Origin of the sequence: Shewanella sp. HL-SH4, assembly GCF_051164845.1 — a bacterium.
In the GTDB taxonomy this organism is placed as follows: domain Bacteria; phylum Pseudomonadota; class Gammaproteobacteria; order Enterobacterales; family Shewanellaceae; genus Shewanella; species Shewanella glacialimarina.
In genome coordinates this window covers 3917302-3933648 of the sequence record NZ_CP195037.1, presented here as the reverse complement: position 1 = coordinate 3933648, position 16347 = coordinate 3917302, and the positions used below count along the sequence as shown (strand labels likewise).

General features: G+C 39.7%; 13 protein-coding genes. 4 read left to right on the top strand and 9 right to left on the bottom strand.

Annotation, left to right across the window (positions count from 1 at the left end; genetic code table 11):
* Positions 1–13 precede the first annotated feature (13 nt).
* On the bottom strand, positions 14–400 hold the full coding sequence (locus tag ACRWQL_RS18240) for a winged helix-turn-helix transcriptional regulator (protein ID WP_434951450.1): 387 nt from the start codon (positions 398–400) through the stop codon (positions 14–16).
* Between the two features lie 106 nt (positions 401–506).
* Here ACRWQL_RS18240 and ACRWQL_RS18235 point away from each other — a divergent pair, with 106 nt between their 5' ends.
* Positions 507–1268, top strand: coding sequence for an SDR family NAD(P)-dependent oxidoreductase (locus ACRWQL_RS18235; protein WP_434953421.1), 762 nt, complete (start codon positions 507–509; stop codon positions 1266–1268).
* Between the two features lie 67 nt (positions 1269–1335).
* Here ACRWQL_RS18235 and ACRWQL_RS18230 read toward each other — a convergent pair whose 3' ends face one another.
* The 6 genes from ACRWQL_RS18230 to ACRWQL_RS18205 form a co-directional block, all read right to left on the bottom strand.
* A complete protein-coding gene (locus ACRWQL_RS18230) occupies positions 1336–2106 on the bottom strand; it encodes a substrate-binding periplasmic protein (RefSeq protein ID WP_434951449.1) in 771 nt (256 codons plus the stop codon).
* Positions 2103–2714 (bottom strand): DUF502 domain-containing protein, encoded by a 612-nt coding sequence (locus ACRWQL_RS18225; RefSeq protein WP_434951447.1) that lies wholly within the window; start codon positions 2712–2714, stop codon positions 2103–2105. The genes ACRWQL_RS18230 and ACRWQL_RS18225 overlap by 4 nt, the downstream gene beginning before the upstream one ends.
* Before the next feature lie 131 nt (positions 2715–2845).
* Positions 2846–3556: a phosphate signaling complex protein PhoU gene (gene phoU, locus ACRWQL_RS18220; protein ID WP_226415065.1), complete on the bottom strand. Its 711-nt coding sequence runs from the start codon at positions 3554–3556 to the stop codon at positions 2846–2848.
* Positions 3557–3664: 108 nt separating this feature from the next.
* Positions 3665–4483: a phosphate ABC transporter ATP-binding protein PstB gene (gene pstB / locus ACRWQL_RS18215; protein WP_434931676.1), complete on the bottom strand. Its 819-nt coding sequence runs from the start codon at positions 4481–4483 to the stop codon at positions 3665–3667.
* 26 nt (positions 4484–4509) lie between these two features.
* Positions 4510–6168, bottom strand: a complete 1659-nt coding sequence (gene pstA, locus ACRWQL_RS18210; RefSeq protein ID WP_434951445.1) for a phosphate ABC transporter permease PstA — start codon at positions 6166–6168, stop codon at positions 4510–4512.
* A gap of 58 nt (positions 6169–6226) precedes the next feature.
* The gene (locus ACRWQL_RS18205; RefSeq protein ID WP_434951443.1) at positions 6227–8479 is read right to left on the bottom strand and encodes an ABC transporter permease subunit; all 2253 of its coding nucleotides are present in this window, start codon (positions 8477–8479) and stop codon (positions 6227–6229) included.
* Positions 8480–8670: 191 nt separating this feature from the next.
* Here ACRWQL_RS18205 and ACRWQL_RS18200 point away from each other — a divergent pair, with 191 nt between their 5' ends.
* From ACRWQL_RS18200 to ACRWQL_RS18190, 3 genes are all read left to right on the top strand, one after another.
* Positions 8671–9177 carry a glycine cleavage system protein R gene (locus tag ACRWQL_RS18200; protein WP_434951441.1) on the top strand — a complete coding sequence of 169 codons (507 nt, stop codon included), beginning with the start codon at positions 8671–8673 and terminating at the stop codon, positions 9175–9177.
* A 317-nt stretch (positions 9178–9494) separates the two neighbouring features.
* Positions 9495–11366 (top strand): diguanylate cyclase, encoded by a 1872-nt coding sequence (locus ACRWQL_RS18195; protein WP_434953420.1) that lies wholly within the window; start codon positions 9495–9497, stop codon positions 11364–11366.
* Between the two features lie 130 nt (positions 11367–11496).
* Entirely contained in the window at positions 11497–12318 is an 822-nt protein-coding gene (locus ACRWQL_RS18190) for a DUF2797 domain-containing protein (protein ID WP_434951439.1), read from the top strand.
* 143 nt (positions 12319–12461) lie between these two features.
* Here ACRWQL_RS18190 and ACRWQL_RS18185 read toward each other — a convergent pair whose 3' ends face one another.
* Positions 12462–15104 (bottom strand): TonB-dependent receptor, encoded by a 2643-nt coding sequence (locus tag ACRWQL_RS18185; protein ID WP_434951438.1) that lies wholly within the window; start codon positions 15102–15104, stop codon positions 12462–12464.
* A 766-nt stretch (positions 15105–15870) separates the two neighbouring features.
* Complete coding sequence (gene ndk / locus ACRWQL_RS18180; protein ID WP_226415046.1) at positions 15871–16302, bottom strand: nucleoside-diphosphate kinase; 432 nt, start codon at positions 16300–16302, stop codon at positions 15871–15873.
* Positions 16303–16347 lie beyond the last annotated feature (45 nt).

Genomic DNA, 16347 nt, shown 5'->3' with positions numbered 1-16347 from the left:
TGAATATGTAAAATTACTGTTCACTATCTAATGCATTATCATCAATCTCAATTGTTGTATCAAAATCATTGGATATTTCGACTTGTAGCTTTTCAAGCTCGTCGAGTATGCGAATAAATTTCTCACCAAATGCGGTGACGTTATATTCTACCCTAGGTGGTACTTCGTTAAAGGTGACTCTTTTTAAAATACCAAATTTGGTGTTTTTCTGCAGGCAAGTGTTCAGCACTTTAGTGGTTAATCCATCCACCGACCGCACCATTGCCCCAGGCCGATTAATACCATCAGACAATAATTGATACACAGTTAATGACCATTTACAGCCATAAATGGTCTCTACCATTCGGGCACTTCGCTCGGGAGCTGACTTCTTTAAATATTTTTTTTCGTTAGTTTTCATTAAAACGTACCAATATGTACCTACTACACTTGATTGTGCCTACTTTTCAATAGGCTAACGGCTTTTGTAATATGTGTCCACACCTTACAAACAAGTCGAGAAAATGATGATACCAACACAAGTGGCAATGATTATAGGCGGTTCAAGCGGCATGGGGCTGGAGACAGCAAAGCAACTGCACCTACAAGGTGTTGATGTGATTATTATTGGCCGAGATCCCGACAAGTTAGCCCAAGCAAAACAGATGTTAGCGGGTGCGGCGAAGGTTGAATTAATTGAAGCGGACCTTTACTCAGCTGCGGATGTAGAACGGCTGATTAACACGATTAATCAATCGACTCGCCACATTAAATATCTTGTTAATGCTGCAGGTTATTTTAACCCCACGCCGTTTTTAGACCACAAAGAGAAAGATTTTGATATTTATGCTGATTTAAATCGTGCGACCTTTTTTATCTCCCAGGCGGTTGCCAATAATATGCGTCATCATGGTGGCGGCTCTGTGGTCAATATTGGCTCTATGTGGGCACATCAAGCGATTAAGGCGACGCCATCATCTGCATATTCGATGGCTAAGGCTGGGCTTCATTCACTTACCCAGCATATGGCAATGGAATTAGCTGAATATAACATCCGGGTTAATGCAGTAGCGCCTGCTGTGGTTAACACCCCTATATATGGCGCATTTGTTGACGAAAAAGACATGGACAGTGTGCTGGCTTCTTTCGATGCATTTCATCCTATTGGTAGAATTGGCACTGTGACAGATATTGCCAACACGGTTTGTTTCTTACTTGGGGATCAATCAACTTGGGTAACCGGTGCCATATGGGATATTGACGGCGGCGTAATGGCAGGCAGGAACTAACGTTTTAATTTGGCTAATGTTAAAAAGGCCTAGTCGCCTTTTTAACATCATCACTGCGTATTTAATATTAATCTAATACTCTTTTCTCAGCATCGGCAATTATCGCGTGTAACTTACCCGACTTAACTAAGTTCTTAATGCCGTTATCGATAATAGGCACAAGCTCTTTTTTGTTCGGATGAATATATACATAAACAGGTTGCGTTTTTATGGTTGCTGATTGCACGATTAAATTATTTGCGTGCATTTTATTGATAGTGGCCATGCCATCCATATAACTGGCAATGACCACATCAACTCTTTTCTTGTCCAATAAATCCATCATTTTTTCAGTTGTAGTCGAGTAGAATACCTTTTTAGGATCAAGCCCTAAGTTTTGTGTATGCTTTACCCCGGTTAATACCCCTACATTTAAATCAATAATATCGGCAACAGATGCGATTTTATACTGAGTATCTTTACGGGTAAAAAAAGCAGTTTTTATTTCATAATATGACGTTGGTACCCTAATAAAATCCGGGTTATCTTCACCATAACGCCACACCCGCATAATTTCACCGTTGACTAACCCCTCACGCATATTCCGTTCAGCACGCGAAGCGGGTAACATTTCAATATTACAATGTAACTGCTGGATAAAACAAATCTGATCTAATACTACTCTGCCAATATTTTGAATTGATGAGTCAGCAACACCCACAAAATGATTAGTAGTATTGTCACTCAATACTTGGGGAGTAAAACCCAGAATAAACAGGCATAACAGCGACTTTAGCTTTTTTTGACAACTTCTATACGCTTGAAATGAAATAAATAATCTAACTAGGGCATCCTTCATTGGTTGCTCTCTTGTTGTTTTGCGACATCATTAGCTTTAGTCGTTGAAATACCTGCTGTCAAATTAAACCGCATAGCATCTTCAAATGACCAATTTACTTCAATTAAATCTTCACGCCTAACCAATGTGGTTACCCCTGCCATTTGATAACTGAGCTGAAATAATACTGGTACCCAGTCACCTTCCGGCAAAGCATCAGCTAAAGGCTGAGGCGGTTTATCGCTCATAATAGAGCCGACAATATAGCTACCATTAGCTTGTTTGATTAACACTGTTTGTTGCGGCTTAGGATTACCATCACGGTTCATTAGCCCAGCCAAGTCTCGAATGCTGCCATAGACTGACTTAAATAAAGGGAACTTCATTAGTTGGCGCTCTAACCAGCCATAAAGTAGCACTATTGGGCTGACCGAAAATAACAGACCGGCAATAAACACAATAATTGCCACTAGGATAAATCCCGCACCGACAAACAAATCTGTAAAACCTAGCAGGCTGAGTAATAGCTTACCAAGTCCATCCAGTGAGATAAATAATGACCAGAATAACCATATAGATAACACCATAGGTAATAAGTTGGTCAGTCCGCGTGCTAATGTGTTTTTCATAGTGTGAATAATTAATTTTCGTTGCCAATATTCTGGCTATTAAAGCAAATAAAAACGCCTTAAGCGATGACTTAAGGCGTTTTATTATAGATAGGGTTTATTTACATATGCAGGCCATCAAACAAAATGGTTTACAGTTTTAAGTCTTTTTCCATATCTTCATATGAGGTGTGACGAACATCTTTACCCTTAACATAGTAAATAATGTACTCACAGATATTTTTACAACGGTCGCCAACTCGCTCTACAGCACGCGCAGCCCATAACACATCAAGTACACCCGGTATTGAACGCGGGTCTTCCATCATGTATGTCATTAATTGACGAATAATACCTTCATATTCTTTGTCTAATTTAGCATCTTCTTTATGCAACTCTAAGGCTTGCTCGGCATCCATACGCGCTAATGCATCCAATGTAGCATGTAAAGTACGCGTTGCATGACGCCCCATACTTTCAATGCTAACCAATAATGGCTCTTGGCTTTTAGCGCGTTTGTCCACTGCCGCTTTAGCAATACGTACACAGGCATCGCCAATGCGTTCTAAATCAGTAATGGTTTTAGAAATAGCAAGTATTAAACGCAAATCGCTAGCTGCTGGCTGACGCTTGGCAATGATACGAGTACATTCCTCGTCAATCGCCACTTCCATACCGTTAACTTTATGATCGCCTTCGATAACCGTTTTAGCCAATTCGGCATCTAGGCCAGCTAAAGCATCTAATGCCTGCTCTAGTTGGCGCTCTACCAAGCCACCCATTGCCAGCACGCGATTACGAATATCATCAAGTTCTGCGTTAAATTGACCTGAGATATGCTTGTTTAAATTTACTTTTTCCATTTTATTCAACCCTAAGCTAATTTTTGAACTTTACGCTAATCTTTTCAATTGCACTCTAAGCCTACGATATCGAGTATTAGGCTTGGCAGTGTCACTGGTGAGTAACAATTAACCGTAACGACCGGTGATATAATCTTCTGTTTTACGTTTTTGGGGCGTAGTAAATATGGTATTAGTATCAGCATACTCAACTAACTCGCCCATATACATAAACGCGGTGTTATCAGATACACGGGCAGCCTGTTGCATATTGTGTGTCACAATCACTACGGTATATTTTTGCTTCAGCTCAGTGATCAACTCTTCAATCGTTAAGGTTGAAATAGGGTCAAGTGCCGATGTTGGCTCGTCGAGTAACAACACTTCTGGCTCAATGGCAATGGCACGGGCAATAACTAAACGTTGCTGCTGACCACCTGATAAACCAAAAGCATTGTCATGCAAACGATCTTTTACTTCATCCCAAATAGCTGCGCCACGTAATGAACGCTCTGCCGCTTCATCAAGTTCACGACGATTATTTAACCCTTGTAAGCGCAGGCCATATACGACGTTTTCATAAATTGATTTAGGAAACGGGTTCGGACGCTGGAAAACCATACCAACATTACGTCTTAGCGCTGCCACATCAACTTTTTTGTCATAAATATTTTGACCGTGCAGTAAAATTTCACCTTCTATTTTACAGATGTCCACTAAGTCATTCATGCGATTAATACAACGCAGTAAGGTCGATTTACCACAACCACTTGGACCAATAAAGGCTGTAACCTGCTTTTTAGGTATTTTCATCGACACATTAAATAGCGCCTGCTTTTCTGCGTAACGTAAATCTAGGTTACGAATTTCTAAAGCGGTATCCTCTGCAGTTAAGTTAGCTAAATCTACTGTTTCAGTTTGCATGTTTGTACGATCAATCGAAATCATTTTAATTTTCCCTCAGGATATCGCTATTAGTGTTCTAGCGAACGGAATTTTTCACGTAAATGGTTACGCACGCTAATGGCGGTTAAATTTAACGCGACAATTACCGAGACTAATAAAAAGGAGGTAGCGTAAACCAAAGGACGCGCTGCCTCAACGTTGGGGCTTTGAAAGCCTACGTCATAAATATGGAAGCCTAAGTGCATAAACTTTCGTTCTAAATGCACAAATGGAAAGTTCATATCTATTGGCAGTGTTGGGGCAAGTTTGACCACACCCACTAACATTAAAGGAGCAACCTCACCGGCGGCGCGCGCAACAGCTAAAATTAACCCGGTCATAATAGCGGGACTCGCCATTGGAATAACAATCCGCCATAGGGTTTCGGCTTTCGTCGCCCCTAACGCTAAACTGCCTTGACGCACAGCACTTGGAATACGGCTTAAACCTTCTTCTGTTGATACAATCACTACGGGTAAGGTTAAAATAGCTAAAGTCAGTGCAGACCAAATTACCCCTGGCGATCCAAATGTTGGCGCTGGTAATGCTTCTGGGTAAAACAATTGGTCAAGTGAGCCACCTAACATATACACAAAGAAGCCTAAACCGAACACACCGTAAACAATAGATGGCACGCCAGCTAAGTTAATCACCGCTATGCGGATCATCTTAGTAATTGGGCCTTTTTTAGCGTATTCGTGTAAGTATATCGCTGCAACCACACCAAATGGAGTCACTATAACCGCCATCAGCATAACCATAAACACGGTACCAAATATGGCTGGGAATACCCCGCCTTCGGTATTTGCTTCGCGTGGGTCGTCGCTAACAAAACGCCCCATACCAATAAACCAGTGTCCAATTTTACCAATAAAACTCATGTGGTTAACATAGTTAACATCAAGAATACTGTCTAGCTTTAAGGTCACTTCTTCGCCGCGCATATCGCGAATAATTACCGAATCCCGTGCCGCTTTGTCACGTAATGCAAAAAGTGACTTTTCAAGGACTAAGTAATCTTGGTTAAGTTGATAAATGCCAGCCTCAATTTCTGCTTTGGTTGCTGCGGTCAACTTACCTTCTAACTCGTACTTACGCTCTTTTAAACGTAGGCGTTCAATTTCATAGTTAATTGTACCTATATCACTTTTTTGTAACGTTAATGCTTCGTCACCAATATCAACCGCACGGTTGATGTGATCAATCAATGACGTTTCAAGCGCGCCACCTTCAAGTTCTAGGCGCTTACCATCTTCGATAACCGCAATAGGATAACCGTAAAAGTTACCATTTTTAGTACGCTCAAATTTTGCGACATCTAATGGCGTGCTGCGACTCACTATGTCTGTCGCTAATATCCATCTAAAATCTAAACCAACAAATTCACGGTTACCGGTTTTCACCAAGTAACGCGTCACAAACTCTCCAGGATGTTGATTAAATTGGTGCCCTGCTGATATTAAGCGTTCAGTGGGGACTTCTTCTCGGTCATAAATTTCGCCAATAAGAGTACTTTTAATGCCTTTTTGATCCTGTAATTCCCACTGATAAACCTCAGCAGGCCAAAAGTAACTTAAGCCACGCCAAGCAATCAGAAGTAATAAGCCAATTACGGCAATCAAACTGATACTTACTGCGCCACCTGTCATCCAAATCCATGGTGAGCCTGATTTAAACCACTTACCCATTATATAAACCTCTCAAGACGACCGCGGAAATTGTGTATATAAAAGTCATCATTATTCCTTAAAGCGAACTGTAGCGGTCACGTAAACGTTGACGAACTACCTCTGCAATGGTGTTGAATACGAAAGTGAATATAAACAGCACGAATGCCGCTAAGAACAACACGCGATAATGAGATGAACCAATAGCAGATTCTGGCATTTCTACTGCAATATTTGCCGCAAGTGTTCTCATACCTTCAAACACACTCCACTCCATTATGGCGGTATTACCTGTTGCCATCAGTACAATCATGGTCTCACCTACAGCACGACCTAAGCCCATCATAATGGCAGAGAAAATACCTGGACTTGCGGTCAGTAATACAACTCGCGTAAGGGTTTGCCAATTTGTTGCACCTAACGCCAAACTACCATTAGATAAATGACGCGGTACGGAGAAAATAGCATCTTCAGCAATAGAGAAAATGGTTGGAATAACCGCAAAGCCCATGGCAATACCGACTACCAATGCGTTGCGTTGGTCAAAGGTAATACCTAAGTCATTGGTGATGAATTGACGCGTGTTGCCATCAAAAAACATGATTTCAATGGTTGGGCTAATAGCAAATGAAAACCAGCCAACAAAAATAATCACCGGAATTAACATTATTTCCTGATAAGTTTCAGGCAGAAGTTGCTTCCATTTTTGCGGTAACTTGCTCCAACAAAATGCGCTGGTTAAAATAGAGGTAGGTAATAGTATCAACAAGGCTAAAATGCCGGGTAAATGATCCTCAATCAGCGGCGCTAACCATAAACCGGCTAAAAATCCCAAAATAACTGTCGGCAGTGCTTCCATAATTTCAATGGTAGGTTTAACCACATTACGCACTTTAGGTGTCATAAAGTATGCGGTGTAGATAGCACCAGCAATAGCTAATGGCACAGCAAATAGCATGGCATAAAATGCGGCTTTCATAGTACCAAACGCTAACGGCATCAAGCTGAGCTTTGCTTCAAAATCATCTGAACCGGAGGTTGATTGCCATACATACTGTGGTTCAGGATACCCTTCATACCACACTTTTTGCCACATGGCGCTCCACGACACTTCAGGATGACTATTTTCAACCGCAAATAAATGTAGCTGCTTGTCCGCTTCAATGATAAGCCCATTTGAACGCGGACTAAATGACATCAACCCTGGATTAGGTAGCTCAAATTTCTCATCAAACAAATTACGTTGGCTAGTAGCATATAATAGGGTTAACTCACCTTCAGGGCTCAATACTGCAAAGCTTTTACGATAAAACTCTGTTGCCATTGTGCCAATTGAAGCTAACTCGTCGAACTCACGAATGTACTGATATAATCGGCCGTTATCACTATTGACTTGAAAAAACTGACTCACAATACCTGTGTCGTAACTGACCAATATTGAACTCGCACCGGCAAGTAAATTCACCTGTTTAATATTAGCATCGCCTTTTGTGACATCAATCACTTGCATCAACTCAACGGCTTCTGCATCACTGATATCATAAACATACAACTTATTGGCTGATGGTAGAATAAGTTGGCGATGATCAGGGGTCATTAATGGCATTAATGATTTTGACGGCGCTTCTTCAATAACAGAATGATATGAAACCCACTCAACCTCTTCGGTCATCATATTTTCTTCACCGTCAAGGCGATTGATATTCCAAACACCCTGTTGGTCTTGGAATACAAAGCTCATGCGGTTGTCTGAAAAATCAAATGCTAAATGATGTACTGAACCATTAGCATTAATCGTTAATGGCTCTTGGTTCAAATAACGCACTTTAGGCGTAATCAAGCGTTGATTATCAGGATAAGTGACCTCGAAATCGATTCCCAGTACCAGCACCTGACCATTGCTTAATCCCAATGCAAAGCGTTGCTCATTCGGACTTGATTTCGCACTACTAGTCACGGTAGTTCCGATTGGAAGCTTAACAATATGCGAGGTGATAAGTTGGTTTGTTACCGAAGAATAAAAATCTACTTGGCCATCGCTTGCCACGCGAAATAACACTTCATTCTGTTCATCACTACCAACCATTAGGGTTGGCACATCAGTGTGTAACATGCTCACCTTACTGCTAGGCTGAATATCAGCACCGTCGAAAATAGGTTTAATCACGTATAGCAGATAGAAAAATATCAGTAATAACGCAACAAACACCATGGTGCCGCCAACAGTTACAGCAATTTGTGCTGCCTTATCCTTAAATGCTCTGCGTGTTGCATAGCGATCTACAAGTAGACTTTTAGCCGCAGAACCAGGTTGACTTACCTGACTTTCCATTAAGAACCTCTATATTTAATCATTCACTAAAATAGCGCTTTGATTGTGTAATTTACTGTGTTAACAATAAATGCTGATGACAATATATGTCTTTTATTATTAACCCAACTTAAAGTGGTTGGCATTATATGACGTAAAGATGACAGTAGTGTTACAGTCAAAATTTTAGTTTCATGTAGGAGAGGATATTTATGATGCGTTATTTGGTTACCCTGCAAGCTCCTGATAGAAAAGGCTTAGTTGAACAGATCGCTAATGCAGTAAGCCGTCAAGATGGTAATTGGTTAGATTCAGAAATGCGCCACCTGGACGGTATTTTTGCTGCAATATTACAATTAGAAATGCCCGTCGATAAATGGGATGCATTTGTTGATGCGCTAGAATGTATTGATGGCCTGTCATTAACTTATTCACAAGCCAGTCAAACTGCACCACCTATCAAACATGTAAGTTATCAACTTGTCGCTTACGATCGCCCAGGACTGGTGTTACATATTTCAAATAGTCTCAATGCGCTTGGGGTCAATATTGAGCAATTTAGCAGTCAATATGAAACAGCCAGTCATACTGGCGTGGCCTTATTTAGGGCGAATATGAGCTTAGGTTTAACCGAACTCATTCAAGAAGAACAAATCGTCGAGCAATTTTATAAATTAGGCGATGATGTTGTTTTAGATAAAGTCACTAAAACCAACTAGCAATAAGTATCCAGCCAAACTGAGGCAAAGATTTAAATGCACTATTATATAGTGCATTTAAAGTATGACATCGAAATTATAGACTTCCACTAGCATGAAAATACTGTTACGCCTCAGTGTCTATAAGCGAGGAATTGTTGATTTTTCGACAAGGCTTTTACAACAATTTGTCATCATTACACTTGGACATCTCACTTAGTATCGAAGTTAAGTATCTGATTATATATGGTCTATTAGTTAATAAGGAGTATACATAATGCTAGATTATGATAATCTTCATTTATAAGACTAAAGGGATAATTAGTACTGTGACACCGATGAATATGACCTCTTCAAAAGCTTGTGTGCTGTTGATTTGCTTTCTAGTTAATATTTATAGCTCAAATGGACTTGCAAACGAGTCAGTTGAATATTTTGAAAACTATGCAGGATCTCATTCTGTAGAAGAAACGCTGAAACACTTAGATCAATTCAATATCGAAACAAGCATTTTAGCTAGTGAAGATAAAGCCAAGTTGTATTTTTTATACGGTCAACTGTATGAGAAAAACCGCCAGCTTGATTTAGCAATTAGCAGTTATGATAACAGTATCAATTTGGTTAACACATTGGCCATATCTGATACCTTAATTGACAGCCATCTTGAACGCTCTTTTGCGCTCTACCTGCAAACAAATGACCCTGCTATTTACTGCGTCGATCGCTATAAAGCGCTTGAATATGCAAGACAGCAAAATAATACCGAGCTATTAACCAAAACATTGACCCAAAATGCATTTTGTTATGAAGGAGCAAATACCATACATATAGGCATTGCTTTACTTGATGAAGCGATGGATATTGTCGATAAAAGTGAAAAGCTAAATGCTAATAGAAAAGCGTTAATTTATAACGCCACAGGTAGCCTTTATCGTAATGTCGGCTTGCATCAGCGTAGCTATGAAAATTTTGAAAAAGCTTATCAAACCTGGGCGACCATTGATGATAAACAAGATATGTTTAATATGTTGCACAACATGTTAAGCCAAAGTATTAAGCTAGGTCATTGGCCTGAAGCAAAAAACAGTGTAGAAGCACAATTTGAACTCGCTAAATCAAACCTAGCATTCAAAGATTTTACTTTTTTCGCGCACTTAAATGCAGGACGAGTGGCACTGGGTATGAATGATTATCCAAAAGCGATAGCAAACCTAAAAAATGCCATTCAATTACGTCACACCACTCAAGAGCAATATTTTGTCACTAGTAGTTATCTATTTCTTGCAATCGCTTACATGCGTAATGGGCAGACTGCAGAAGCTGATGAGATGGCGACGCTATTTAAACAGGATCAGGACTTCAGAACAGACAAACAACAGATGACACTTAAAGCGGATGCAATTATTGCATTTGCAAAACAAGATTACTTAACTTCAGTCAATTTACTGTTTCAATTAATTGATGATGAACGTAAAAATAACCTCAACATGTTAAATCCAGAAGTGATCAACTCGGCGTTAAATCACCATGCCAAAGTCGCTGAGTTTGAAAATATTCTCCTCGCCAACAAACTGGCTATTAATGAGCTAAAGCTTACCGCCATTCAAGATAAAGAAAGAATTAATGAGCTTACACTAACCATTGTGGCTTTATTAACTATGACACTGGGCTTGTTTCTAGTTTTTGCACTAAACACTTACAAAAAACGTTCACAAACAGACTTTTTAACAAAAATTGCCAATCGAGGATTTACATTTATAAAAGGGGAGCAGTTAATCAAACGTGCGATAAAATTGCAGCAACCTGCCTCAGTGATCATTTTTGATATAGATAATTTTAAGGAAATCAATGACAAATACGGCCATCACATTGGTGATTTAGCGATTAAAGCACTCGCACAAAGAGCGCAAACTTGTATTAAAAAGCAAGATCTCGTCGGGCGTATCGGGGGAGAAGAGTTTTTAATCGTGTTACCAAAAACCAGTGAGCAGGATGCTTGGGCTATTTCAGAACGCCTTAGAAACAGCATTGCCGAAAAAGACTTCATCTTTGATGGCATTACAATAAACTTTACCATTAGTTTAGGTCTTGCTGAATTACATTCATCAACCTCCTCACTTCAAGAATTAATGATAGAAGCAGATAAAGCCCTATATCAAGCAAAGTTTTCGGGTAAAAACAAAGTCTACCTAGCAAGGCAATGTGCTTAACAAAGCACAACTATATTTCGATTAAGCAGCCCTTAAGACGAATGTAAAAGTGCAATTGAACTAAATTGCCGCATAGTTTAGCCATCACATCTGTTAAACTCTGTTGCAAAAGCTCATAAATGGAACGCGCATGCTAGGCACATTATCAAAACTCAACACTTCACTTAACTCAGCGGATGAGGTGCAATATCAATTACCTGTGGGTGACTCACTTATTGCACTTAATCCCTTAATCGGTAAATCACTGACGTTAACGCATACTGGTAATATTTTTTGTTGTAATTGTGGTAAGAAAACTAAAAAAAGTTATTCCCAAGGCCACTGTTATGTTTGTATGCAAAAATTGGCTAGTTGCGACATGTGCATCATGAAGCCCGAAACATGCCATTTTGACCAAGGTACTTGCCGTGAGCCAGAATGGGCGCAAAGTCATTGTTTTGTGCCCCATTATGTCTATTTATCAAATACCTCAGGGATAAAAGTCGGCATTACTCGTCACAACCAAATACCGACACGTTGGATTGATCAGGGTGCCACCCAAGGATTGCCTATTTTTAAAGTGTCGACCCGTAAAATGTCAGGGTTAATTGAGATAGAATTAGCAAAATTCATCAATGACAAAACCCATTGGCAGGCCATGCTTAAGGGTCATAATGATGATATTGATTTAGTGTCTCAAGCGGCTGAGTTAATACCTTTAATCGCTGATAAATTACAACAAATAGCCGCTGAACATAGCGATATAATTATTGAGCGATTAGACGCTAACATTCAAGCAATTCAATACCCTATTGAGCAATTTCCACTAAAAGTAAAATCACATAACTTTGATAAAGTGGCAGAAGTAACAGGTATATTACAGGGTATTAAAGGGCAATATTTGATATTTGATACTGGGGTGATAAATATCCGTAAATTTAGCTCATACGAAGTTGAAGTCTGTAGTCTGTAGTCTGTAGTCTGTAGTCTGTAGTCTGCTAAGAAAAAACATCAATTTTAACAACTTAAAACACAAAAAAAGCCCTAGAACATTGTCTAGGGCTTTTTTATTTCGTTTCAGCTAGTCATAGGATTAGCGTTAACAAATACTCGATATTAGAACTTCACGTTAGCACGAACGAAGAAGTAACGACCTAACACATCATAAGTGTACGGGTCGGTATTTGAATCGTTGTTACCAGTGAAATATGGAGGCTCTTCATCAAAAATGTTATTCACACCAGCTGACATGCGAACAGTGTTTGTCACGTCATAAGAACCTGATAAATCGTGGTAAACAATGCTACTTACAGTAGGGGCATAACACTTAGTGGTGTCTGCTTTACATGCAAATGAGTCCATACCATCTATATAACGCGCTTCATAAGTTGCGCTCCAATCATCACCAGTTGCTGTGATGTTAAAGTTTGACTTAAACTTAGCGTAAGCACCGACACCGCCAGTGATATAACCACGGTAATCAACAGCTTTACCATCTGGATCAAACTCTTCATATGAAGAAAGAATTGAAGAGTCTAAACCCGCTTTCCAGCTTAAATCTAACGCATCAAACACATAAGCGACGTTAATGTCATAACCTGAAGTATTGGTTGCGCCAATATTTTGTAAACCATTGTCAAACTTAATACGGCCAGTGTTATCCAACGAAATATTAGAAGACTGACACAATGCAGTACCGGTATTGATTAACGAGCCATCAGCACCTAAACACTGGTTAGCCACATAGTTAGAATCAACAGCAGTAATCGTGTTGGTAATACCGATATCGAAATAATCTACAGTGAACGATAAACCTTCAACATAGCTTGGAGAGTAAACTAAGCCAATAGTAGTAATATCAGCTTCTTCTGGAGTCAGTAGTTGGTTACCACCTACAGTTACTTCAGCTTGCGTTTGAGTAGTTGCTGGGTGAACAACTTGGTTAAACGATGGCGACTTACCACCAAATAACTCACTTACTGTTGGTGCACGGAACGCTGTCGAGCGACCACCACGAACCATTAGATCGTCATATAAACGCCATGTTAAGCCTAGCTTCCAAGTTGTATCTTCGCCAAATGTGCTGTAGTTGAAGTAACGCACTGCTGCGCTCATATCAACTTGCTGTGCCATTGGTAAGTCGGCTAACAATGGAATGGCTAATTCAGCATACAACTCATCAACACTGAACTCACCAGCTGTACCTTCAACACGTGGGTCGTTAGCTAAGCCCTGAGCCGTTAATGAGTCAGGTGTATAATGTGCTGACTCTTTACGGTTCTCATAACCTGCTGCAAAACCTAATTCACCCGCTGGTAAATCAACAATACCACCCGATAAAGTAGCAGCAATAATATCTAACTCACTACCACCACTGTTCAACTCAGTGTAAATGTATGGAGCGATATTATCGGCTTGCCAAGATTCTTGTAAGAAAGGATCAAATGTACCTTCTAACACAGCATCATTGATAGAGCCTAAGTTATGTAGGTTGGCTAAGGTATCTACAGAGTCATTCTTACCTTTGTTGTAAGATGCATCCCATGTCCAGCCATTGTCAAACTCGCCTTCAAGACCAAGTACAATACGAATTGTATCAACTGTTTGGCTAGACTGACGTGTACCAGACTCAACCATACGGCGACCATAACTAACACCTTCACCATTAGCAACCCATGGAAGTAGATCATCAGTCATCCAACCGCCAGCAGCTTTTGGCTGATAAACCCAAGGGCCTTTGTTCCAAATTGGTTGAGGCGCCATTTGTTGGTCAGACCAACGCTTGCTATACATGGCTTCAGAGAAGAACATTGTTGAATCAGTTAGGTCATATGTACCCGCGAAGCTTAAGTTTAAACGCTCCATTGGCGTTGAAAGGAAGCTGTCTTTTGAGTAATTAAAACGGTCAGCATCTGTAAACTCGTGGTATTCACCACCAAGACCGCTTAAATCTGCGCCGTTATCACCCCAAACGTGACCACCTTCAGAATAAGAGCTACCTGCACAGTAAGTTGTTTTAGCACCTGCAGCACCTTTCTCAGCGATTGGACACTCAGAGAAACCACGATCAGCTTGGCTAGCTTCACCGCGTTTAGTGTACTGAGCATTGATAACTACGTTACCTTTATCAAACGTGTTACCTAAAGTGAAGTCTATGCTTGTTTCATCAGCATCACCTTGGCCAGAAATACCGGTTTGTGTATTTAATTCTAAACCGTCAAAATCACGTTTTAGAATAACGTTCACAACACCCGCAATAGCATCTGTACCGTAAACAGCTGAAGCGCCATCTTTTAATACTTCGACACGTTGGATCATTGAAACTGGAATCGTGTTTAAATCAACCGTAGAAGCTGCACCAGTACCTGATGCGATCATACGACGACCGTTTACCAATATTAGAGTACGGTTTGAACCTAAACCACGTAGGTTCATTGATGCATTACCACCAGAACCATTATTAACCGCAGCGTTAGTCATTGCGCCGCCTGAAGATGTCATTTTTTGCAAAACATCATCAATTGAAGTCGCGCCAGATGAAAGAATAGCAGACGCATCGATAACACTGACTGGGCTGGCTGTTTCCATGTCGGTACGTTTAATACGTGAACCGGTAACAGCTATACGCTCAACTTTTTGAGCCTGTTCTTCTGCTGCAATAGCAGAAGCTGAAAATACACTGACAGATGCAACACTTGTTGCTGCAACTGCTAATAAACTACTACGAATAGCTTTCGCAGTTAATGAAACTGAACTCATAATAAAACTCCCTGCAACTTAGTTTTAAAAACATCAAGTTGTTATATTTTTTATAATGCAATTAGCCAAGCGCTAATTACAGGGAAGCATTATTAATAAATAAAAAACGATTAGTCAACAACGGCAACATATCAAACACAATAGGGGTGACAATTTATTCACACGAACAAAGATAAAAGTAAGCTGCTGATTTTTAAGTGAATTAAATATATCAATTATTTATTTGAATTTATATTAAACAAAATTTACCAAAGTAAAAAACAAATTTAAAACATATTAATTCACAAAAATTAACAGAGAAACAATATAAAAACAAATGCATCAATAACTACACAATTCAAGTGATTATTAAATAGACTGAATTAATGAAATAAATACATAGACTGATAGATAATTACTTTTTTATTGCCAACGCTGTGATAAAACTCACTTTAATATGGTTGTAATTAAAAGTTTATCTATTGAAAATATTGTATATAAAATACACTCAAATAAATTAACATTATTAGTTTGCTAAATTCGTTAACAATTCCACTGCTCATATAACAGCTTATATCGTGGCAATTCTGTACCCTTAGGGAATCTACATGCAAACAATAAGCTAAAGATACAATTAATAAGCTAGTAAAATACGATATTTTTACTGCTATTAAATACTAAATGTAATGACTTCGGTCACAGTACAATGGATAGCGTTAATAGGTTGAATCTCAAATTTAGGGCAATAAAAAAGGCGCCTAGGCGCCTTCTCATTTCTTAGCAAAGATTAACGAGTGCGTGGGCACACTTGATCAGCGCTAAAGAAGTAAGCAATTTCACGAGCTGCTGATTCAAGTGCATCAGAACCATGAACTGCGTTTTCATCAATGCTAGCAGCATAGTCGCCACGTAGCGTGCCACGAGCAGCTTCAGCTGGGTTAGTAGCACCCATGATTTCACGGTTAGCTAGAACAGCGTTTTCGCCTTCTAACACTTGAACCATTACTGGACCAGAAGTCATGAATGAAACTAAAGCACCAAAGAAAGGACGTGCGCTATGCTCAGCGTAGAAACCTTCAGCTTGTTCTTTAGATAAATGAACCATTTTAGAAGCAACGATCTTAAGACCTGCTGATTCAAAACGATTATAAATAGCACCGATGTGGTTGTTAGCAACTGCATCTGGTTTGATTATAGAAAATGTGCGTTCGATCGCCATAACTAGCTTCCTTAATGTGAGCAAGTTTATAAAATTCGCGCGGAT